Below are 23167 nucleotides of genomic sequence, written 5' to 3'. Positions count from 1 at the left end.
TCATCCGATTATGATCAGACCTCAATTTCTGCCGTATCGCCTTTTTCTTGCAGCCAGTTACGACGATCTTCCGAGCGTTTTTTAGCCAGAAGCATGTCCATCTTCGACATAGTTTCTGTGTAATTATCATCATCGATAGTTAACTGAACGAGGCGGCGAGTATTTGGATCTAACGTCGTTTCACGCAATTGTGGCGGGTTCATTTCACCCAGTCCTTTAAAGCGCTGGACGTTTGGTTTGCCTTTTTTACGGCTTAATCTTTCCAATACCGCATTTTTTTCACTTTCGTCTAATGCGTAGTAAGTCTCTTTGCCTAAATCGATACGATACAGTGGCGGCATTGCCATATAGACATGCCCCTCTTTGACCAATTTAGGGAAATGGCGCACAAACAAGGCGCACAACAATGTGGCAATGTGCAGTCCATCGGAGTCCGCATCCGCGAGGATACAGACTTTTCCATATCGTAGCTGAGAAATATCTTCGCTATCAGGATCCATACCAATCGCGACAGAAATATCGTGAACTTCTTGGGAGGCTAAAACCTCATCTGAAGAAACTTCCCACGTATTGAGGATCTTACCGCGCAGCGGCATGATGGCTTGATATTCACGATCACGCGCTTGCTTCGCCGATCCACCTGCCGAGTCCCCTTCCACTAAGAACAGTTCTGTCATGGAGAGATCTTGAGAGCTACAATCCGCTAATTTACCCGGCAATGCTGGGCCACTCGTGAGTTTCTTACGCACCACTTTTTTCGCCGCACGCAGGCGACGCTGGGCGCTAGAAATCGCCATTTCAGCCAATTGCTCAGCAACTTGAACATTCTGGTTTAGCCATAAGCTAAAGGCATCTTTCACCACACCAGAAACAAACGCTGCACATTGACGGGAAGAAAGGCGCTCTTTCGTCTGTCCTGCAAATTGCGGATCTTGCATTTTCACAGATAAAACATAGGCGCAGCGATCCCAAATATCATCCGCAGATAACTTCACTCCACGCGGCAAAATATTACGGAATTCACAGAATTCGCGCATCGCATCAAGTAAGCCTTGGCGTAACCCATTAACGTGAGTACCGCCCTGCGCTGTTGGGATCAAGTTAACATAGCTTTCCGTCAGTAGCTCGCCACCTTCAGGCAACCATAATAGCGCCCATTGAGCGGCTTCAACTTCAGCAGAGAATTCACCGGTAAACGGCTTGGCAGGCAGTGCATCAAAACCATCCACCGATTCCATTAAGTAGTCGGTTAACCCATCGCTATAGCACCAGCTTTGCTCAGTTTCATTGAGCAGATCCTTAAACGTAATTTGTACGCCAGGGCATAAAACAGCTTTTGCTTTTAAGTTATGAGTTAAGCGCGAAACGGAGAAACGCGGGCTATCAAAATAGCTTTCATCAGGCCAGAAATGGACACTGGTTCCGGTGTTGCGTTTGCCACAAGTACCAATGACTTGTAAATCTTCGACTTTTTCGCCATTTTCAAACGCAATTTGATAAACTTGGCCATCACGGCGCACGGTGACTTCAATACGCTTTGATAACGCATTGACCACGGAGATACCAACACCGTGCAAACCACCCGAAAATTGATAGTTTTTATTGGAGAATTTTCCCCCAGCATGCAGTTGTCCTAAAATCAGTTCAACCGCGGAGACTTTCATTTCTGGGTGGATATCAACAGGCATACCACGCCCATCATCAATCACTTCGAGGGATTGATCGGGGTATAAAATCACTTGGATGTGTCCGGCATGTCCAGCTAAGGCTTCATCGACACTGTTATCAATTACTTCTTGAGCCAAATGGTTCGGTCGGCTGGTGTCGGTATACATGCCAGGACGACGGCGAACAGGCTCCAAACCACTGAGAACTTCAATGTCCTCTGCGTTATAACTAGATTGAGTCATGTTGTCATTCTGCGGTAATAGATGATTAATTGAACTATACCCTAAATAATTCAAGAAGATTGGGTATATTCAATCAGTGAATTACTGTTGATAATAACAGTGTATTGGCGTTTTCGCACTATTTCTCTGCTTTATCAACCAGAGACAAAAAGCGAATGATCTGCGGGAAATAACGTTCAAATCCAACAAATGCATGATCCCCATCCGGTTCCACCGTTTGCTTACACTCTGAAAGATAGGCAACGGCTTGACGATAATCAAGTACCTCATCCCCCATTTGCTGCAATAACCAAAGTAAGTTTGGTGAACGTATCTTTTCGAGATGCAAAGCCTTCAATTCATGCATATGTTTGGGTTCTAACACATACGTTTCATGGGTATATGGATTAGTATTTTCCCCAAGATAATCGCTGAGCAAATCAAACGGACGTACCGCTGGGTTCACTAATACTGCGGGAATTTGGTAACGCTCAGAAAAATAAATGGAAAAATAACCACCCAATGAAGAACCCACTAAACCGATTGTTTCATGCTGATGTTCGACAAGAATATCATCCAGTAATTTTGTCGCTTGCTGCGGAAAATTAGGCAATTGCGGAACAATCATGTTGATCTGAGGATAATGCACCGCCAACCACTGTTTAAGATTATTTGCTTTCTCAGACAGTGGAGAGCTATTGAATCCATGAATATACAGTAACGTTGCCATTAGTAACCATCTGAATCAAAGTCAGGGCTAAATTCCTGAGTATTTAAACGATAAACTTGGGTTTCAATCACTTTTTCACCTTGCTCATTCACCGTTAGTTCCAGATAGCGCCAGCCCGGAGCAACCGTATCTAAAGCAAAATTGGTGCAATGAGGCTTGAACTGTACACAGGTTGATGGCGTTGCTAATAAACGGATACCATGCCAGTTCTCATCCATCTCTTGGTGAATATGCCCGCACAGCATCGCTTTCACATTGGGGTAGTTTTTAAGATAGTCCGCCAAAATATGTGAGTTTCGTAAACTGTGCTGATCTAACCAAGTGCAGCCAGAAGGTAATGGATGATGATGCAGCATAATCAGTGTCGTGCGTGTCGGCTGCTCGTCTAAACACTGTTTCATCCATTCCAGTTGCTGCTCAGAAAGCTCACCGTGAGCAACATCTTGTAATTGGCTATCTAGCATTAAAATTTGCCAGTCATCACCAATAAATATCTGTTTGGCACTCGAAATGCCGGCAATTTTTAAGGTGCCTACCATCGCTGGCGGGTAATCGTGATTTCCCGGTAGCCAAACACAAGGTGCAGGAATGCGCTCAATCCCAGCCGCAAAATGTTGATAGGCTTTAGGTGATTGGTCTTGAACGAGATCCCCTGTGGCGACGATTAAATCGACAGGTAAGTTTTGTTCTGCAATCGCATCAAGTACCGCCTGATAGCTTCGGTAAGTATTGATCCCTAAAAGGGTGTTTTCCGTATCAGCAAAAAGATGCGTATCAGTAACTTGTAAGATTCTAATAACTTTAGGGTTATTAGCAGTCACTTTAAGCTGGCTGTCCAAAGTATTCCTTTATCCTTAAAAATAGCGCTAAGTATTATCACCTAAACCATCAAGTACATAGGTCACTGATTTTAACCTAACTATCCATTCAATATCTGCTAATCAGCACACACTTCACTAGATTAATGGTTATTTAAATCAGTTTCACCCATTTTTCTTGCAGCTTTTGGTGATTCAGTTGTAGCCATTGAATGGCTATCACGGTTGCCGCATTATCAATTTTGCCCTCTTCAACCCATTGATAAGCTTGCTCTCGGCTCACGACATGCACTCGGATATCTTCATTTTCTGAGGCTAAGCCATGAATGCCTTTTGCCAACGAGCTATCGACCTCTCCAACAAAAACATGAATCCGTTCGCTGGTGCCACCAGGGCTTGATAAATAGCTAATCGATTTTTCTATGCGTCCAATAGTGAGACCCGCTTCTTCCGTTGATTCGCGACGAACCACCTCTTCAGGGGATTCGTTGTCTTCAATCATTCCCGCCACTATCTCTAACAACCATGGCGTTTCGCTTGATTCAAAAGCAGGGAATCGAATTTGCTCGATTAATACGACATTATCGGTTTGTGGATCATAAGGCAGTATTGCCCCCGCATGCCCTCTTTCAAACACTTCGCGAACAATTTCTTTGCTCCAGCCACCTTCAAATAATCGATGTTTAAATCGATATTCAATCATTTGAAAAAAACCGTTAAATAATTTACGCTTAGATATAATTTCAATATCATTTTTACTGTATTTAATCGGGGTTTCGATTTTATTATTCATTGATAGTCTCCTAATCCCTTCATTTTTATACTAACAAAGATGGAAGGATTAAATCAGTTTTTAAGGTTTTTTAACCTTAGATGAGGTAATGTTTAAACTAATTGAGACTAAATGGCACAAAAGGCTACCGTTTTCCGTGCCACACCTCTGTTACAATGTGCGCCATTATTCAAATTTATGAGCAACAATAGGGTCTGTTTTGAGAACGGTCTCTCTTTTCAGAGTTCCAACAGCTTATCATCGTCCATAACATGATAAGTTTTAGACAACAGGCTCCATATAATTTGCTGTTTAATCAAGGAATCCAAATGAAGAAACTGCTTCCCCTTTTTATTGCGATGAGTTTTGTGGGTCTCAGTGCTAATAGTTACGCAGAAGATTTACTTCAGGTTTACCAAAAGTCTAAAGACAGTAACCCGGAACTCAGAAAGTCATTTGCTGAACGTAATCAAGCTTTTGAGAAAATCAACGAAGCACGTAGCCCGCTGTTACCGCAATTAGGTTTAGGCGCTGGAGCGACTTATGGCAGCGGTTATCGTGATGCAAGCAACACCGAAAGCACGGGTCTTAATGCATCATTGAAATTGACCCAGACTGTGTTTGACATGTCAAAATGGCGTCAGTTGGATCTTCAAGAAAAAACCGCAGGAATTTCTGATGTTACCTATCAGACAAGCCAGCAACAGCTTATTTTAGATACCGCAACGGCTTATTTTAATGTATTGAAAGCCATTGATGCGTTATCTTATATCCAAGCTAACAAAGAAGCGGTTTACCGCCAGTTAGACCAAACAACGCAACGTTTTAACGTCGGCTTAGTCGCAATCACTGACGTGCAAAACGCCCGTGCAAATTACGATAGCGTGATTGCACAAGAAGTGGCGGGTCGCAATGATTTAGTTAACGCGGTTGAAAAACTGCGCCAAGTCAGCGGTGTTTACTATAGCCAGTTAGCCTCTTTAAATATCGACCGCTTCAAAACCGCTAATCCAGACGATGTTGAATCTATCTTAAAAGAAGCAGAGCAACGTAATCTGAGTTTACTGAGCGCCCGCTTAGCGCAAGACGTTTCTCGTGAAAACATCCGTTTAGCAGAAACTGGTCATATGCCAACTGTAGGCTTAGATGCATCAACTAGCGTAGCAAATACTTATAACCACGGTAGCGGTTACGATCGTACCGGTGGCGCAAATAACAGCTACAATGGCCAAAACAGTATTGGTTTAACATTAAGCCTGCCACTATATTCTGGCGGAGCAGTAAGTTCACAAGTTGAACAAGCACAATATGGTTTCCAAAGTGCGAGTGAACAGCTGGAAAGCGTTTATCGTAACGTCATCCAATTGGTCCGTTCATCGTATAACAACGTGACATCATCAATCAGTAGCATCAACGCTTATAAACAAGTGGTTGTTTCAGCACAAAGCTCATTAGATGCAATGGAAGCTGGCTACCAAGTGGGAACTCGTACTATCGTTGACGTGTTAACAGCAACAACTGCGCTGTATCAAGCGAAGCAAAACCTGTCTAACGCCCGTTACGATTATATGATCAACCAACTGAACATCGAATTTGCGCGTGGTACGTTAAACGAAGATGATATTGCTCGTTTAAATGCTAGCTTAGGTAAAGAGATCCAAACTTCACCTGACAGCATTATTCGCAACTCGACTGCACCAAAAATTAAATAATCATTTAATTTAGTCGATGAAAATAGCTCGTCCAAATGGCGGGCTATTTTTTTAGCCCTATCATCCAAGCACTTATTTTAAAATAACGCGAATTTGTCTGTTCCCTAAATAATGAATAACTTACCGTATTATTTATTCATCTAATTCTTAAAATTCAGTCAATTCTGACTGAGGTTAATTGAGACCATAGTCAAAAAATCGTCATAATTAATTTATTGATATCAAAGAAAAATAGGAATTACTCGGCATTAGATTTCACCAACAATATGCAAAAATGGAATCAATTTCGCTAAATCCATCATTTCCCATTATTTGTGCAGCATTTGTACTTTAATTTTTATCCTATATCCCCTATTCTAAGGGCAACATCTCGAACCTCTTACTTATTATTTATTCAAGGTAATTACCATGACCATGAAGCGTACCAAAAATATTAATCAGAACGCCTTCCGTAAGTCTTGGCGCTCATACCGTTTAGCTCCTGTCGCTGTAGCGGTCAGTGCTGTATTTATGCTGTCTGCGTGTGAAGAGAGCGATGAAACTGTGTCTCTGTACACTAACGCGCAAGACTGTAGCCAAGCCAATCCATCTCAAGCAGATCAATGCACCCTTGCGTATAACAACGCATTGAATGAAGCCGCTAAAACGGCGCCAAAATACGCAACTCAAGAAGATTGCGTAGCGGAATTTGGTGAAGCAATGTGTACTCAGGCACCAGCTCAGGCAGGTATCGCAGGTACAAGCACACCAGCAGCTGGCGAGCCAGTAGCTCAACAACAAAGCAGTGGCAGCATGTGGATGCCATTAATGATGGGCTACATGATGGGCCGTATGATGGGCGGTAGCGCACCATCTCAACCGCTGTTTAGCTCTAAAAACCCAGCCAGCCCAGCCAATGGTAAATTTGTTGATGCGACGGGTAAAAGTTATGGTCCAGCCGTTGCTGGTGGTCGTTCAATGAGCGTACCAAAAACTGCGATGGCACCAAAACCAGCCACCACCTCCACTATTACTCGTGGCGGCTTCGGTGACACAGTCAACAAACAAGCGACAGCGCAACGTTCATCTTCGTCCGCGAAATCCAGCTCATCCTCTTCCCGTTCAATGGGTGGTTGATAAGTAATGAAACGTGTTCCTATTGTAGAGCGTCCTAACTGGCGTGAAAAAGCAGATGAGTTTGGTTTTCACTTTCACACCATGTACGGCGAGCCGTACTGGTCTGAAGATGCCTATTACCAATTCACGCTAGCACAAGTTGAAGAAATTGAAGAAGCCACCGCTGAAATTCACCAAATGTGTTTAAAAGTGGTTGAGCGCGTTGTTGAAAGCGATGAATTACTCGCTCGCTTCCAAATTCCTAAACACTGTTGGGAATTTGTCCGTAGTTCGTGGAAAAGTGAGCAGCCTTCATTATATTCCCGTCTTGACTTAGCTTACGATGGCGTAAATCCACCTAAGCTACTGGAAAATAATGCGGATACACCAACATCACTGTATGAGTCAGCGTTCTTCCAATGGATTTGGTTAGAAGACCAAATCGAAGCTGGAAAACTGCCAGAAAATGCTGACCAGTTTAACAGCATCCAAGAGCAGCTGATTGAGCGTTTTGGTGAGCTGAAAGATCAATACGGTTTCCGTTTACTACATATGGCTTGCTGCCAAGATACTGAAGAAGATCGCGGCACAGTGCAATATTTGCAAGACTGTGCAAACGAAGCTGGCGTAGCGACCGAATTCCTGTATATAGATGAAATCGGGCTGGGTGAAAAAGGTGAATTCACCGATACACAAGATCAGGTCATTAGTAACCTGTTCAAACTGTATCCATGGGAATTTATGCTCAGAGAAATCTTCTCAACCAAGCTGCAAGATGCGGGTGTACGTTGGTTAGAGCCAGCTTGGAAAAGTATTATTTCCAACAAAGCGTTACTGCCAATGTTATGGGAAATGTTCCCTGATCATCCAAACTTGCTACCAGCCTACTTTGCGGATGGTAACAAACCAGAGCTTGAAAGCTATGTGATTAAACCGCTATTTTCCCGTGAAGGTGCGAATATTCGCGTCATCGAAAATGGCAAAGAAATCGCTTCTGCGGATGGTCCTTATGGCGAAGAAGGCATGATTATCCAGCAATTCCACTCACTGCCAAAATTTGAAGGTAGTTACACATTAGTGGGCAGCTGGTTAGTTAACGATCAACCTGCGGGCATCTGCATTCGCGAAGATAAAGAACTGATTACTCAGGATTTATCTCGTTTCTACCCACATATTATTATCGACTAATATTACGTAGTTTGATAAAAATAGGGTGTCTGATAAAAAGAAAGCGGCAACGAACTATTTCGTGCCGCTTTCTTATTTTTTTGTTCTCAGTATTAACCGATTTGCACTGACAACATGCTCAGCGATGCAGAAACAATACCTTCCACCGGCGTACTTATTCCTTCTTCACCATCCCAAGTCCCTAAAATAGGTAAGATAGGTAAAAAGTGTTCCGGCGATGGATTCGATAATTTACCATCTTCGCGATCTAGCCCTTTTGTGAGCGGATGTGGCTGCTCGTGACTGCGTAAATTGTCATACACAAACTGCTCAAAAGAGGTTGCCCAAGGATAAGGTGCTGCATTAGCATTTTGCCAATCCATCGCTCTTAAATTATGAACTACGTTACCGCTGCCCATAATCAATACCCCTTCATTTCGTAATATCGCCAGCTTTTTACCTAACTCATAATGCCAAGCAGCCGGTTTCGACCCATCAATACTGAGCTGAACAACAGGGATATCCGCTTGAGGATACATACGGACTAAAATTTCCCATGTACCGTGATCAAGCCCCCAATCCTCTTTATCTTGATAAATTGGTTCTGGAGACAGTAATTCAGCCACCTGTTTAGCCAGTTCTGGAGAGCCCGGTGCTGGATACTCTATTTGGTATAAAGCTTCAGGGAAACCACCAAAATCATGGATAGTTTTCGGTTTAACCATCGCTGTGATCGCCGTTCCACGGGTATACCAGTGTGCTGAGATCACCAAAATCGCACGCGGTCTAGGCAAGATCTTGCCTAGTTTTTCCCATGCTTTAGTGTACGAATTATGGTTAATCGCGTTCATCGGACTACCATGACCGATAAATACCGCAGGCATTCGATGGGTTAAGTGTTGGTTATTTGTCGACATGATGACCTCAATTCCACAAGAAGGATAATGAGTATCAGCATACCCTTTTTTAGAAAAAACACAGTGGGGGAATTATGAGAATGAACATCAAAAAATTTGAAGAGGCCACAAAGGTGTGCAACTTTGTGGCCGATAACTCTATAAGCAAAACGTTTTAAAAACCTAGCAAATTAGCTGGCTTTTTTTTCCAACTGAAGGCGGTAGTTCACTAAGTCTTCGATAGTCACAACAGTCATGTTGTGCTCACGAGCAAACTTCACCACATCTGGCGCACGCGCCATGCTGCCATCATCGTTGGTTAACTCACACAGTACTCCTGCGGGTTTGAAACCTGCCAGTACAGCTAAGTCGATTGTCGCTTCCGTATGACCACGGCGAGTTAATACCCCACCCTCACGAGCGCGCAGAGGGAATACGTGACCTGGACGGTTAATGTCCGCAGGTACCGCGTTATCCGCAATTGCGGTTTTAATCGTTGTGATACGGTCAGCCGCAGAAACGCCTGTTGTTACGCCTTTTGCCGCTTCAATAGTGACCGTAAAACCAGTTTGGTTTTGGCTGGTGTTTTTTTCCACCATCATCGGAATATCAAGCTGCTTACGGCGTTCTTCCGTAATACACAGGCACACAATGCCGCTGCTATAGCGAATGGTCATTGCCATTTGCTCGGTGGTCATGGTTTCTGCTGCAAACACTAAGTCACCTTCATTCTCACGATCTTCATCATCGAGAACTAAGATACCTTTGCCTTGGCGCAGGGCTTCAATTGCATTTTCAACACGCTCGGTTGGATTACCGAATTCGGAAAGTAGCGTCTGATTCATGGTAAAAACCTTCTTAAATTAACAATATTTGAGTTACCAGAACCAGGGCAGTCTTAGGAGTACGAGAAATGAATAAACATAACGACTTCACAGCCGTTTCGCCATTCAATATGTAGAACAATGTTGCACCCAATAGGTACAAACATGCAGATACAGTGATTCTCTCCCATCCGGACTATAACCGTCGGCTCCAGATTCACACTGGATCTGCTGACCTTTCCTATCCATGACAATAATGCCAAAGATAACAAAGCGCTCGCGGGCTTCATGCGCGATGCATGTTACCGCCGGTGGGGACTTTCACCCCGCCCTGAGATTACGCAATCAATATAACTCCAATAATTCAATGGTGCAACGAACAAACGATAAACTGGAAACTTACTCACACTTTTCGCCAATAAAAACAAGATGAAGCAGTGTGTTTCCATAATAATAGAAGAAGGTGGTTTATTCATAACGCCGCAGGTATTACACTACCCCACATTATTTATTGTGAAACTGACGCTATCTTAAAGCTGATGTTATATTGAAACTGAAGGACCCGCGAATGCTCGATCCGAAAAAAATTGAACAAGTTGCCCGCCAAATTCAAGGTGCTCTGCCAAAAGGCGTGCGTGACTTAGGTGAAGACTTTGATAAAAAGCTTCGTTCACTGCTGCAATCTCAGCTTGGCAAATTAGATTTAGTCAGCCGAGAAGAGTTTGATATTCAAACGCAAGTTTTGCTGCGCACTCGCGAAAAACTGATGAAAATGGAGCAGCGCGTTAGCGCACTTGAAGCCCGTTTTTCAGATGAAAAAGTGATTGAAGAAAAACAAGAAGATTGATTCAGTCACAAACAAAAAAGCCTAACTTCTGTACGCATTTAAATGCAGACAAAAAGCTAGGCTTTTGCTAAAACCAATTAATATTTAATTATTTGGTTTTCATAATATTTTTAATGATATTGGTGGTTGAAATACCATCTTCGAAATTCAGTACCATCACTTGCCCACCAGCAGCCCACACTTCCTTGCTACCGGCAATCTCATCTGGCTGATAATCACCACCTTTTACTAAAATGTCAGGCAGAATTTCGGAGATCAAACGCTGAGGTGTATCTTCCTCGAATGGCACAACCCAATCCACAGCACCTAATGCGCCCAACACAATCATACGCTGGTCTAATGGATTAACTGGGCGAGTTTCCCCTTTCAAGCGACGGGTCGATGCATCACTGTTTACCGCAACAATCAGGCGATCACCCAATTTACGTGCATTTGCCAAATAGGAAACATGTCCTGCATGCAGAATATCGAAACATCCATTGGTCATCACTACGCGCTCACCGCGAGCACGCGCATCGGCTACGGCTTGTTTAAGCTGGCTTTCGGTCATTACGCCGAAACCATTCTCTGCGCGACCACGGATCGCATTTTCTAATTCAATAGGGGAAACCGTTGAAGTCCCTAATTTACCAACCACAACACCCGCCGCTGCATTCGCTAATGCACAAGCTTCATGCAATGGACGACCTGATGCAATTGATGCCGCCAATACGCCAATGACCGTATCGCCAGCCCCTGTCACATCAAAGACTTCCTGTGCTTCAGTCGGTAAATGTAGAGGTGCCTCATTACGGCGGATCAAACTCATCCCTTGCTCTGAGCGAGTAATCAACAGTGCTGATAACTCTAAAGACTCAAGAAGCTGCATCCCTTTTTCTTCAACATCTTTATTATCCTTGCAGCGACCCACTATCGCTTCAAATTCAGACATATTTGGCGTTAACAGGGTCGCTCCGCGATAACGTTCGAAGTTGTTGCCTTTCGGGTCGATAAGAACAGGCACGCCTGCTTTATTCGCCAGCGCAATCATCTTCTCAACTTCGGTTAATGCACCTTTCGCATAGTCAGACAGCACCAATGCGCCAATATGTGGCAGAGCTTGTTCGATGCGCTCTAACATTGGCTGTGCATCCACATTTTCGAACCCTTCTTCAAAGTCGAGGCGGATCAGCTGCTGGTTACGGGATAAAACACGTAACTTAGTAATGGTTGGATGCGTTGGAATTGCTACAAAATCACAGCGCACATTCACGCCATTCAGGTTCTCGGTCAGCGCTTTTGCCGCATCATCAATCCCTGTTAAACCCACTAAGCGAGAATTTGCGCCCAGTGACGCAATGTTCATTGCCACGTTTGCAGCGCCGCCCGGGCGCTCTTCCACCATGGTCACTTTAACAACCGGAACCGGCGCTTCAGGTGAAATGCGATTCGTAGGTCCATGCCAGTAGCGATCTAACATGACATCACCAACAACCAATACACCTGCTTGCTTATAATCAGGAAGGGTTACTTTCATCCCGCACTCCAGTTATGAAAAGAAAATCTGAAATTAATTGCCGCTAATACTAGCATATTGCGCGATATCGCCTAAATAATTTGCTAGCTAATCAATTACTCAAGCCATTTTTTCCAGCTGGCAAGCACCAAGGCTCGTTGAGTCGCAAATTGCTGGCTATCTACCCGACTCGGTAAAGATTGTAGCGCTAAATGGTGTAGCTCGTTACGCATCGTGACATACGCCTGCGTTAAGCCATACGCCTCTTCTTCCGGCATAAAATCATACTGTGCCATTAACTCAAAAATACGCACATTATCAGACCAGCGAGTCAGCGCTGGGTTATCAATAGCAAAACGCAGCACTAAGTATTGAGCAATAAATTCAATGTCAGTGATCCCGCCCGGATCCGCTTTTAAATCAAACTCATTTTCCTGATGGCTTCCCAAATGCCGATGCATTTTCAGACGCATATCCCGCACCTGCTCACGCAGCACATCTGGCTCTCTCGGCAGACATAAGGTTTCATGACGAATTTGCGTGAATTTTTGTTGTAGAGAACTATCACCAAATACCATGCGAGCACGGATCAGCGCTTGGTGTTCCCATGTCCACGCATCATTTTTTTGGTAGTCATCGAAAGATTGAATTGTGCTGACCAACATACCCGATTCACCAGAAGGTCTTAGGCGCGCATCCACTTCGTACAATACCCCTGAAGCCGTGCGGGTGCTAAAAAGATGAATAATACGCTGCGCAACACGCAGATAAAATTGGCGAGCCTCGATGGAACGATCCCCTGTTGTCACCGCATTCATCGGGCAGTCAAACAGAAAAACCAAATCCAAATCTGAGCTATAACCCAACTCCCAGCCGCCTAATTTTCCATAACCCAGTACCGCAAATCCGTACTGTTTTTCATCAAACTGCGCTAAGTGATCTGGCTCACCATAACGCTTGACCATCATTTGCCATGCTTGGCGTACCACCGCATCAATAATCGCTTCAGCCAAATACGTTAAGTGGTCACTCACTTTCATCACAGGGAGTACCCCAGAGATATCCTCCGCGGCAATGCGTAATAATTGTGCCTGTTTAAATTGGCGGAGTGCTTCTAATAGCTGCTCTTCGTCATCTTCAGGTACACGCATTAAATATTGGCGTAATTCATCACGGTAAGCGGTGAGCGGTAATGGCTGATACAAGGATTGCGGGTCGAGTAATTCATCCAACAAAAGTGGATGGCGGGCTAACTGCTCGGCAATCATTGGTGAAGCCGCACACAAACGAATAACGTGGGTCAGCACTTCGTCAAATTCGAGCATAAGCTCTAAATAAGTTGTTCGGCTAACAATGCTCAGCAGTAATGGCGTGATGCGCTCAATCACTCGCCCTGCATCTTTGCGCTCACCCACTTTTGCCAATAATTTTGGCATTAATTCATCAAGAACATCACGACCACGCGGGCCAATAGTGCGCTTATTTAGATCATGGCGGAACAGGTTAATTCCGTGGATCATTTTTTCTGCGACGAGTTCATCTTTTGACGGTAAATAACTTGCCAGCTCCTCTTTGGAAAGCTCGCTTTGCCAGAGCGTAATATACGCTTCATGGCACTCTTCCACTTGGTCTTCCTCGTCATCGCTACCAATTTGTTCTGCAAAGATTTGGTGTACCGTTGCCATTTTCGCACTCAGTTGCTGATAAAAATCAGCCCAATTCGCAAACCCCATCCCCCACGCTAAACGCGTCTGATTTAAAGCATCATCGGGTAATGTTTGGGTTTGTTGGTCATCGATACTTTGCAGTAAATTCTCTAACCGACGCAGGAAGATATAGCTGTCTTGCAGTTGAGTGACTTGCTGCGCAGGTAATAATGCAAGTTCTTCAATGCCTTGCAATGCCGTAAATAAAGATTGTGACTGTAATGCAGGTTCTCGCCCACCTCGGATCAACTGAAAAACTTGGGAGATAAACTCAATTTCACGAATGCCTCCCGCGCCTAATTTGATGTTGTTGACCAATCCACGACGGCGAACTTCCCGCTCAATCATGTTTTTCATATTACGTAGGGATTGGATGACGCTGAAATCAATATAACGACGGTAGACAAATGGGCGTAATAATTTGCGCAATGTATCCGCATAATGAACGCTGTCAGGTCCCATGATACGGGCTTTGACCATAGCATAGCGTTCCCAGTCACGCCCCTGTTCTTGGTAGTAATCTTCCAAAGCAGAAAAACTGAAGACCAATGGACCGCTATCGCCAAATGGACGTAAACGCATATCAACGCGATATACGAAACCGTGAATGGTGACTTGGTCAAGAACGCGGATAAGCTTCTGCCCTAAGCGCGTAAAAAACTGCGCGTTATCCAGCTCTTTACGTCCACCTTGAGTAACCCCATTTTCGGGATAAGCAAAAATCAGGTCGATGTCAGACGAGAAATTTAATTCCCTGCCGCCCAGTTTCCCCATCCCAAGTACTAATAGTGGTTGTGGGTTTCCAGCACGATCACACGGTGTTCCCCACAAGAGGCAATAGGCTTTGTATAGCCAGTCTCGCGCCGCAACAATCAATACCTCAGCCAGTTCGCTCAGTTGCACAATAGTATCGCGCTGAGTACATAATTCTAAGGTTTGCATCCAAGCAATACGCACTAACATATGATGACGAAAAGTGCGTAAAACTTGCATCAAATGGTCTTCATCCGTCACCGATGCTAGCGCTTCCTCCAGCCATTCCCCATAGCGAGTCCATTCATCGCCTACCGGCGGCAGTGTTCGGATATGCTGTAAAAATCGGGAATGGGTGAGAACCTGTTTTAACGCAAAATCACTGAATGCGAGAAAATTCAGTTCAGATTCATTTAACGGAAGCAACTCAGAAGATTGCTCCGTAAATTGCTGAATAATACGTTGGTGTTGGTTCTGCAAAAGCTCGGAAGAAAGCGGCATAGATTCAGTACCTATTCGACATCAGTATACGTTAAGGCGGTTAACCACTGAATAAAGGCTAGTTTGCATTTTAGCCATTGGCTACTGTAACAAAAACCTTCTGCGCTGACCGTTTCATCAGTCACATCCAAACGTAATTGTTCCAGAGGGAGATCATGAACAAAATGCGGTGCAGAGTTTTGGTAATGCACTAAGAAAGCCTGAACAAAGCGTAAGAACTCACTGAGCCCATGACGCGCGTGTTCACCATCCGCTAGCCAATACTGTTCATGCTGCTGGCAAAGTTGCTGCATATGCAACAGTGATTTTTCAATCGGTTGTTCTTCATAATCAAACACAGACTCAGGACGAACTAAAGGTACTGGCTCATTCGCCAGTAATGAATAGCCTCGCGCCGCTTTACTCAGGGAGGATAGATTCAGGCCATCGATATCTGCGAATTTCTTTGCTAAATTCAGTACGTCCGCCACAAAGCCTTGTTTTAGCTCCAGTTCAAATTCTTGAATCGGTAAATCTTTCGCACCCGCAGAGACTTCCCCTTGGTCGAAGACAATTTCAATTTCACTATCTTCGAATTTCACCAACCATGTTTCGCGGGTGAAATTGGTGCTAAACAGAACTTCCAACTCATCCTCAAGTTGCGCGATATCCGTTCCTTCTGGCCAAATCTCTGCTGGAAATGCCGCGAGATTGATTTCAGGGGCATCAATTTCCACGTTGAACTCTGGACGCTGGTGTAATCCGCTAATCACTTGCCCTGCCGTTTTCATCGTCATCTCATAACGACCATCACAGCCCCGAATACGCAATCCCATATCCCATTGACGTAGCTGTCTTTGTGCCGTATCAAAATAGATATTAGTCAGCTTGCGAGGAGCCGAATGTTGCGGCGAAAGCGTCGAAATACACTGGCGAACAGCATCAATAGCAGAACTCTGAGCCGCTAACTTGAGTTCAACTTCTATGTGGTTCATACATTTCCTTATTTAATAATTTTACTGCTTCCATATTACCCCAATCCCTGAGAGCAGAGAAAAAAAACCGCACGGAAACCAAAAATTCTACAAACATAAATTCCCTTAGAGGGTTGTTTCAATAACATGCTTAAAAATTGTATTATCCAGTGACTTAGGAAGGTTCTCATTCTCATTCAACATTTACACAACTCTATGCTTTAACGTTTGCACCAATAGGCTTTACTTATTAGTATTTAATTAATAAGACACTCATTCACCGTGAAAAGATAAAAACACTATGCGAAAAATTCCACTTTTACTTGTTTCAATCATGGGGTTAGGCCTTTCAATCACAGCAAACGCTGAAACACGCTACGTTTCTGAAGATTTATCGACTTATGTCCGTAGTGGTCCGGGTACCAACTACCGCATTGTTGGCTCGCTAAACGCAGGTGAATCCGTTGAACTGATTTCAGTGGATAATAAATTTGCTCAAATTAAAGATGGCAAAGGTCGCACCGTTTGGTTACCAACGGATCAGCTCAGCGACATCCCAAGTATGAAAAGCCGAATTCCACAGTTAGAAGCTGAAAATCAAAAGCTTCGTCAACAGTTAGATAACATTGATAATACTTGGAATACTCGTACCGCAGACATGCAGCAAAAAGTGGCTGATAATGATAGCGAAGTGCGTCAACTCAAAGCAGAAAATGAAAAACTGAAAAACGAGCTTATCAAAGCGGGTAAAAAGTTAGACATTGCTGAAGTGAATCTGGATGATCGTCGCCGTGAGTTAATTTTACAGTGGTTTATGTATGGTGGTGGCGTGGCGGGTGCTGGATTAATTTTAGGGTTACTTCTGCCTCACATTATTCCACGCCGTAAAAAACGTAATGATGGTTGGATGTAAGAGAGCCTAAATGAAAGTCTATCTCGTCGGTGGAGCGGTACGTGACAAATTACTTGGATTACCCATCTCGGATAGAGATTATGTGGTGGTGGGTACCACGCCAGAGGCGATGCTAGCCCAAGGCTTTCAACAGGTAGGCAAAGATTTCCCTGTCTTTTTACATCCAAAGACTCACGAAGAGTATGCCCTTGCCAGAACTGAACGAAAAATCGGTTCTGGCTATACAGGATTTAGCTGTTATAGCGCGCCAGACGTCACCATCGAGGATGACTTACTGCGCCGAGATTTGACCATCAACGCCATCGCACAAAGTGATACGGGGGAGCTGGTCGACCCTCATCATGGCGTGCGAGATCTCAAAAATCGCGTTCTGCGCCATGTCTCTGATGCTTTTTTGGAAGATCCGTTGCGCGTATTGCGTGTGGCACGTTTTGCCGCTCGCTATTATGAACAAGGCTTTCGAATTGCCCCAGAAACTATGGCGTTGATGCAATCCATGTCGGAATCGGGAGAGCTATCCCATCTCACCCCTGAGCGTGTCTGGACAGAAACGCACAAAGCATTGATGTCCAATTCACCGCAAGTTTACTTTGAAGTTTTACGTGAATGTGACGCACTTGCCGTCCTATTCCCTGAAATTGATAACCTATTCGGCGTACCAGCCCCGGAGAAATGGCATCCAGAAGTGGACACTGGGATCCATATTTTGATGGTAATGCGCGTGGTGGCAACATTATCGAAAGATATTGATGTGCGTTTTGCTGCGTTATGTCATGACTTAGGTAAAGGTCTTACGCCAAAAGCGGTCTGGCCGAGTCATCCACAGCATGGGGAAGCAGGGATCCCCCTGATCATCGATTTATGCGAGCGATACAGGATCCCAACCAGCACCAAAGATCTCGCCTGCCTTGCTGCAAAATATCACGATATGATTCATGTGATTAACAAGCTCAGCGCTGCCGATATTGTTGGGATCTTTGATGGATTAGATAGCTGGCGTAAACCTGAGCGTATTTTTCAGCTTAGTTTAGTGAGTGAAGCTGATGCCAGAGGTCGCGGCGGGTTAGAAAACCAAGCCTATCCTCAAGGAATATTTTTACGCCAATCCTATGAGATAGCCAAAGCGGTTGCCGTAAAATCGATTATCGAGCAGGGCTTCCAAGGCGCACAAATCCGAGAAGAGCTGACTAAGCAGCGTGTTCAAGCTGTTGAAGCGTGGCTAAAAATACAAAAAGTGATGATTTAAAATAGCTGAAAATATTGGCGGCACATAGACCGCCAACATTCACGAGGCAATCCCCATTAGCTGGTTTTCGTACCACGTTCAATCAACACGCCCATATTAGCAGCACGAGCTACAGCCCCTGGCTTAGACACTCGGATACGTACCCAAGGCGTTAAAAATTCATTCAGTAGAAGTTGAGCAACCTCTTCCGCAACCCGTTCTACTAATCCAAACTTGTTCTGTTCTAAATAGCTAACAACGCGTTCGCTGACATCGGCATAATTCAAACATAATTCAACATTATCGCTCATCGCGGCCTGTTTATTGTCCCATCCCATTTCGATATCGAGCAAAAGTTTTTGTTCAATATCTTGTTCCCAGTCATATACACCAATAGTGGTGATGACTGATAATTGTTCAATAAATACGATATCCATCACGTCATTTTCTCGTTTATGTGCTGAATTGATACCACTTCAGGAAAAATGTGCGTATTATCCAAGACTGAAGTGAATTACATATAAATAGCCTAAACCGTTTTTGGAGTTAGTTATGAGTGCTATCGCGCTTGGCATGATAATCTTCGCCTATCTTTGCGGATCAATATCGAGTGCTATTTTGATCTGCCGTCTGGCAAGATTACCCGACCCTCGTCAACACGGCTCTGGTAACCCCGGTGCAACTAACGTCTTACGCGTCGGCGGCAAAGTCGCCGCTGCCTCAGTACTGATCTGTGACGTACTGAAAGGGATGATCCCTGTATGGCTTGCTTATTATTTAAATGTGCAACCATTCTATCTTGGCTTGGTCGCGATTGCAGCCTGCCTTGGGCATATTTATCCAGTTTTCTTCCACTTTAAAGGTGGAAAAGGCGTTGCTACCGCATTTGGATCCATCGCAGCAATCGGCTGGGATCTTTCGGGACTGGTAGCAGGCACTTGGCTGCTCACCGTATTGCTCAGTGGCTACTCATCCCTTGGAGCGATTGTCAGCGCACTAATGGCACCATTTTATGTGTGGTGGTTTAAGCCTGAATTCACCTTCCCGGTTGCTATGCTGTCGTGCTTAGTGCTTGTTCGCCATCATGGCAATATTCAGCGTCTATGGCGCGGACAAGAAAGTCGAATTTGGCAGAAATTGAAAAATAAAAAGCAAAAAACCACCAAAGAGATAGCTCAAGAGCAACGTGAGGATAACGACGATTAGCTTCCTTCACGAATCACTCTTCTAATAAGTCATTACTTTGATAAACAATAAGGGCTGAATTCAGCCTTTTTTGTTTCCATTATCTTCCCTTTCTCTTCAATCGCATCCTTCTGTACCATCAAAAACTTTCCCTATTTTTTACTGCATTGACTCACACTCACCTCACTCATTTTGGTACGTACTTACACTTATTCGCAACGCAGCGCACACTTTTAAAAAATAGTTAAAATATTGCAAATTTATTACTAATGAATAATTAAAAGCTGTCGACTATATAAAGGAAAACTTAACTATAAAAGTGAATATAAAATGAGCAGAACTCCATATGTAACTCAAAATGAACATATCTTAGATGAAGATATCACCTTGATGACCACAAGCGACCTTCAAGGGAATATTATTCACGCTAATGATTTCTTTGTGCAGGTCAGTGGGTATGATCTCGATGAATTAATGGGACAGCCTCACAGTATTATTCGTCATCCTGATATGCCAAAAGCCGCCTTTGCGGATATGTGGCGTACCTTAAAAATGGGAGAGCCGTGGACTGGGATCGTCAAGAACCGTCGTAAAAATGGTGACCATTACTGGGTTCGTGCCAATATCATCCCTATGCAGCGAAAAGGTGTCATCACCGGTTATATGTCCATTCGCCTACGCGCCACCCGAGAAGAAATCGCCGCAGTTGAGCCGCTGTATAAAGCCCTAGTCGAAAATCGCAGTAATCGCCGAATTTATAAGGGGATCGTACTACCCAAACGCCGTCGATTCTCACTTTCAACACTGTCTGTTCGCTGGCGTTGCCGTTTAATTTCCAGCAGCTTATTTGTTTTGTGGATGGCGATGGCAGGTTTATCGGGTCTCTCCGGTAATGCACTACTACTAACCAGCTTATTCACTTTAATAACCCTGCTACTCGGCAATGTAATGCTAGAGCGCAGTTTTGCGAAGCCGCTCGAAAATATTATGTCTCAGGCATTAAGCGTAGCGCGAGGTAACCGTAATAGCATTGACCACATGAGCCGCGTTGATGAAATTGGGCAGATCCTGCGCTCCATTGGTCAGCTGGGCTTAGTGTGTCGTTGGCTAATTAACGATGTCTCTGAGCAAGTGGATAACGTTCGTAAAGGCAGCCAATCGTTAGTGAGCGATTGTGGTGAACTCGATAGCCATACACAGCGTACCGTAGGCTATATGCAGCAAACCGCCGCCACCATGAACCAAATGGCAGTCTCCGTTAAGATGAATGCGGACAATACCCATAAAGCCGATGTGCTATCGAATGAAACCAGTGAAACAGCGGTGAATGGCGGTGCAATGATGGATGCGGTGGTCATCACTATGGACGAAATCGTACACAGCACCAGTAAAATCAATTCGATCACCGATGTGATTAAAGATATTGCATTCCAAACCAATATTTTGGCGCTAAATGCCGCCGTAGAAGCCGCTAGAGCGGGTGAACAAGGCAAAGGTTTTGCCGTCGTCGCCAATGAAGTTCGTAGCTTAGCAAGCCGCAGCGCCAGTGCAGTGAACGATATTCGCGAGCTTATCAATAACTGTGAGAAGAAAGTGAGTTCCGGTAAAGACCAAGTCTACGCGGCGGGGAACACGATGAAAGAAATCGTGGATCAAGTGCAAAACGTAACACAACTGATTACCCATATTAGCCATGCTACAACGGAGCAAGCTTCTGGGATTTCGGATATCACACAAGCCGTCAGTGAATTGGAGTCCATCACTCAACAAAGTAGCTTACTCGTTGAGCAGAGCACCGAGACCGCGAATCACGTTAAAGATCGTTCCATTCGCTTAGAGGATGCAGTGACTATCTTGCACTAAAAACGTCTTGCACTAAGCACGTTTTACCATAAAACAGGGGGCTAACGTAATACGCTAGCCCCCTGTTTTCATTATGTTTTGAACATAATAATTTATTTAACAGCACCTTCATCTAACGGTGGCAACTCTGCAAGAGGCCAGCGAGGACGAACCGTCACACCTAAATCTGCATTTGCTCCGCCTTTTAAGCGAATTAAGCCCGCGAGAGCAATCATTGCGCCATTGTCTGTGCAAAACTCAGGGCGCGCATAAAATGCTTCGCCGCCACGCTGCTTCAAAACTTCTTCCATTTTAGCGCGTAAAGTACGGTTAGCACTCACGCCACCGGCCATCACTAAACGTTTAAAGCCCGTTTGCTCAAGCGCGCGCTTACATTTAATGGCGAGTGTATCCACAACTGCATCTTCGAAAGCACGGGCGATATCAGCGCGAGTTTGAGGATCATCTGGGTTATCACGAATCGTATTTGCCGCAAAAGTTTTCAAGCCAGAAAAACTAAAATCTAACCCCGGACGGTCAGTCATCGGGCGAGGGAAAACAAAACGCCCTGCTACACCTTGCTGCGCCATACGAGACAACACGGGGCCACCCGGATAATCTAAACCAAGTAACTTCGCCGTTTTATCAAATGCTTCGCCTGCCGCATCATCGATGGATTCGCCAAGAAGTTCGTATTCACCAATGCCCGTCACGCTAATTAGCTGGGTATGACCACCAGACACTAACAGCGCCACAAATGGGAATTCAGGGCTTTTTTCTTCCAGCATTGGGGCGAGCAAATGCCCTTCCATATGATGCACAGCAACCGCAGGTACATCCCACGCAAATGCCAGTGCACGACCCACTGTCGCCCCCACCATCAATGCACCCACTAAGCCGGGGCCTGCGGTGTACGCAACGGCATCGATGTCTTCACGGGATAAATTGGCTTCTTTAAGCGCCGCTTGAATTAGCGGTACTGTTTTGCGGATATGATCACGAGAGGCTAATTCGGGTACAACACCGCCGTAATCAGCATGAACTTTAATTTGGCTGTATAACTGGTTCGCAAGTAAACCCAGTTTATCATCATAGATTGCGATTCCGGTTTCATCGCAAGATGTTTCGATACCTAAAACACGCATTGCACTACCCTTGTTTGTTGCATGGGGGCAAGTCTACCACTAAATTTGCGTCATCGCGCCTAAATTTGCGTCATTGCGCAATAAAATGTCATAAAACCCCACAATTAATCCCAGCAAAAGGCTGACTTTCCAAGTTGTATAGTCTATAATCAGAACCCTGTAATAAAAATTTCGTGTGGCAAATTCTCATTATTATCTGGTTTTTCTCACTTTATTGAATAAAGTTGAGGTGAAACAGGTGATCTTGCGTGATTCAATTTTATACGGCACTTTACAAACCCGTACTCATTGAAGTAAAATTCCGCACCATTTTAAATGACGGCTGGTGAACAAAAACCAGCAACAAACCGATTTCTATTGAGGTGAGAGGCACATGCCGGTAATTAAAGTACGTGAAAACGAGCCATTCGACGTAGCACTGCGTCGTTTCAAACGTTCTTGTGAAAAAGCAGGAGTTTTAGCAGAAGTTCGTCGTCGTGAATTCTATGAAAAACCAACGACTGAACGTAAACGCGCTAAAGCATCAGCTGTAAAGCGTCACGCTAAAAAACTGGCTCGCGAAAACGCACGCCGTACTCGTCTGTACTAATTGATTGCGATTTTAATCGCAGCCAATACAGACAAGTAAGTAGTTAGCAGTTAAAGGCCGTGCTTTCCTAACGGAAGCGCGGCTTATTATCGTTCATCAACAGGCGAAAA

20 protein-coding genes and 1 riboswitch are annotated in these 23167 nt (G+C 44.5%); of the genes, 9 read left to right on the top strand and 11 right to left on the bottom strand.

Translation table 11 applies throughout. The features are described 5' to 3' along the window. Positions 1-14: 14 nt before the first annotated feature. The 4 genes from parE to nudF form a co-directional block, all read right to left on the bottom strand. On the bottom strand, positions 15-1910 hold the full coding sequence (gene parE, locus JK188_RS00700; protein WP_211887445.1) for a DNA topoisomerase IV subunit B: 1896 nt from the start codon (positions 1908-1910) through the stop codon (positions 15-17). Between the two features lie 118 nt (positions 1911-2028). After that, positions 2029-2619, bottom strand: coding sequence for an esterase YqiA (gene yqiA / locus JK188_RS00695; RefSeq protein ID WP_211887443.1), 591 nt, complete (start codon positions 2617-2619; stop codon positions 2029-2031). Beyond that, complete coding sequence (gene cpdA, locus JK188_RS00690; RefSeq protein WP_211887441.1) at positions 2619-3458, bottom strand: 3',5'-cyclic-AMP phosphodiesterase; 840 nt, start codon at positions 3456-3458, stop codon at positions 2619-2621. The genes yqiA and cpdA overlap by 1 nt, the downstream gene beginning before the upstream one ends. 133 nt (positions 3459-3591) lie before the next feature. Then, positions 3592-4230 (bottom strand): ADP-ribose diphosphatase, encoded by a 639-nt coding sequence (gene nudF / locus JK188_RS00685; RefSeq protein ID WP_211887439.1) that lies wholly within the window; start codon positions 4228-4230, stop codon positions 3592-3594. 308 nt (positions 4231-4538) lie between these two features. On the opposite strand from nudF, the gene tolC reads away from it, so the two are divergent. The 3 genes from tolC (at position 4539) to JK188_RS00670 (ending at position 8204) form a co-directional block, all read left to right on the top strand. Further along, positions 4539-5921, top strand: coding sequence for an outer membrane channel protein TolC (gene tolC, locus JK188_RS00680; protein WP_211887437.1), 1383 nt, complete (start codon positions 4539-4541; stop codon positions 5919-5921). Between the two features lie 408 nt (positions 5922-6329). Beyond that, complete coding sequence (locus tag JK188_RS00675; RefSeq protein ID WP_211887435.1) at positions 6330-7037, top strand: DUF1190 family protein; 708 nt, start codon at positions 6330-6332, stop codon at positions 7035-7037. A gap of 6 nt (positions 7038-7043) precedes the next feature. After that, positions 7044-8204, top strand: coding sequence for a glutathionylspermidine synthase family protein (locus JK188_RS00670; protein WP_036956269.1), 1161 nt, complete (start codon positions 7044-7046; stop codon positions 8202-8204). Positions 8205-8296: 92 nt separating this feature from the next. Here the strand turns inward: JK188_RS00670 and ygiD are convergent, their stop codons facing one another. Together ygiD and ribB are read right to left on the bottom strand one after the other, a co-directional pair. Then, on the bottom strand, positions 8297-9100 hold the full coding sequence (gene ygiD, locus JK188_RS00665) for a 4,5-DOPA dioxygenase extradiol (RefSeq protein WP_249215470.1): 804 nt from the start codon (positions 9098-9100) through the stop codon (positions 8297-8299). Positions 9101-9270: 170 nt separating this feature from the next. Beyond that, on the bottom strand, positions 9271-9924 hold the full coding sequence (gene ribB / locus JK188_RS00660; protein WP_036956267.1) for a 3,4-dihydroxy-2-butanone-4-phosphate synthase: 654 nt from the start codon (positions 9922-9924) through the stop codon (positions 9271-9273). A gap of 154 nt (positions 9925-10078) precedes the next feature. Further along, a riboswitch (FMN riboswitch) is annotated at positions 10079-10246 on the bottom strand. 225 nt (positions 10247-10471) lie between these two features. On the opposite strand from ribB, the gene ubiK reads away from it, so the two are divergent. After that, positions 10472-10750 (top strand): ubiquinone biosynthesis accessory factor UbiK, encoded by a 279-nt coding sequence (gene ubiK / locus JK188_RS00655; RefSeq protein WP_006662951.1) that lies wholly within the window; start codon positions 10472-10474, stop codon positions 10748-10750. Between the two features lie 88 nt (positions 10751-10838). Here the strand turns inward: ubiK and hldE are convergent, their stop codons facing one another. From hldE to JK188_RS00640, 3 genes are all read right to left on the bottom strand, one after another. Then, positions 10839-12266, bottom strand: coding sequence for a bifunctional D-glycero-beta-D-manno-heptose-7-phosphate kinase/D-glycero-beta-D-manno-heptose 1-phosphate adenylyltransferase HldE (hldE, locus tag JK188_RS00650; RefSeq protein WP_036956264.1), 1428 nt, complete (start codon positions 12264-12266; stop codon positions 10839-10841). A 95-nt stretch (positions 12267-12361) separates the two neighbouring features. Further along, positions 12362-15205, bottom strand: a complete 2844-nt coding sequence (gene glnE / locus JK188_RS00645) for a bifunctional [glutamate--ammonia ligase]-adenylyl-L-tyrosine phosphorylase/[glutamate--ammonia-ligase] adenylyltransferase (protein ID WP_211887433.1) — start codon at positions 15203-15205, stop codon at positions 12362-12364. A gap of 11 nt (positions 15206-15216) precedes the next feature. Continuing rightward, positions 15217-16179, bottom strand: coding sequence for a CYTH domain-containing protein (locus JK188_RS00640; RefSeq protein ID WP_211887431.1), 963 nt, complete (start codon positions 16177-16179; stop codon positions 15217-15219). A gap of 280 nt (positions 16180-16459) precedes the next feature. Here JK188_RS00640 and JK188_RS00635 point away from each other — a divergent pair, with 280 nt between their 5' ends. After that, positions 16460-17071: a TIGR04211 family SH3 domain-containing protein gene (locus JK188_RS00635; protein WP_036956260.1), complete on the top strand. Its 612-nt coding sequence runs from the start codon at positions 16460-16462 to the stop codon at positions 17069-17071. Between the two features lie 10 nt (positions 17072-17081). Further along, complete coding sequence (locus JK188_RS00630; protein ID WP_211887430.1) at positions 17082-18317, top strand: multifunctional CCA addition/repair protein; 1236 nt, start codon at positions 17082-17084, stop codon at positions 18315-18317. Between the two features lie 56 nt (positions 18318-18373). Here JK188_RS00630 and folB read toward each other — a convergent pair whose 3' ends face one another. Then, a complete protein-coding gene (folB, locus tag JK188_RS00625; RefSeq protein WP_154599822.1) occupies positions 18374-18733 on the bottom strand; it encodes a bifunctional dihydroneopterin aldolase/7,8-dihydroneopterin epimerase in 360 nt (119 codons plus the stop codon). Between the two features lie 115 nt (positions 18734-18848). Here folB and plsY point away from each other — a divergent pair, with 115 nt between their 5' ends. Then, a complete protein-coding gene (gene plsY / locus JK188_RS00620; protein ID WP_036956256.1) occupies positions 18849-19502 on the top strand; it encodes a glycerol-3-phosphate 1-O-acyltransferase PlsY in 654 nt (217 codons plus the stop codon). Between the two features lie 309 nt (positions 19503-19811). Next, positions 19812-21344, top strand: a complete 1533-nt coding sequence (locus JK188_RS00615) for a methyl-accepting chemotaxis protein (RefSeq protein ID WP_036956255.1) — start codon at positions 19812-19814, stop codon at positions 21342-21344. A 92-nt stretch (positions 21345-21436) separates the two neighbouring features. Here JK188_RS00615 and tsaD read toward each other — a convergent pair whose 3' ends face one another. Then, positions 21437-22468 (bottom strand): tRNA (adenosine(37)-N6)-threonylcarbamoyltransferase complex transferase subunit TsaD, encoded by a 1032-nt coding sequence (gene tsaD, locus JK188_RS00610; RefSeq protein WP_211887428.1) that lies wholly within the window; start codon positions 22466-22468, stop codon positions 21437-21439. A 373-nt stretch (positions 22469-22841) separates the two neighbouring features. Here tsaD and rpsU point away from each other — a divergent pair, with 373 nt between their 5' ends. Further along, positions 22842-23057 carry a 30S ribosomal protein S21 gene (gene rpsU / locus JK188_RS00605; RefSeq protein WP_001144069.1) on the top strand — a complete coding sequence of 72 codons (216 nt, stop codon included), beginning with the start codon at positions 22842-22844 and terminating at the stop codon, positions 23055-23057. Positions 23058-23167: the final 110 nt, after the last annotated feature.

Source organism: Providencia sp. JGM181 (genome assembly GCF_018257375.1).
In the GTDB taxonomy this organism is placed as follows: domain Bacteria; phylum Pseudomonadota; class Gammaproteobacteria; order Enterobacterales; family Enterobacteriaceae; genus Providencia; species Providencia lanzhouensis.
This window is presented reverse-complemented; position numbering and strand designations above follow the sequence as displayed.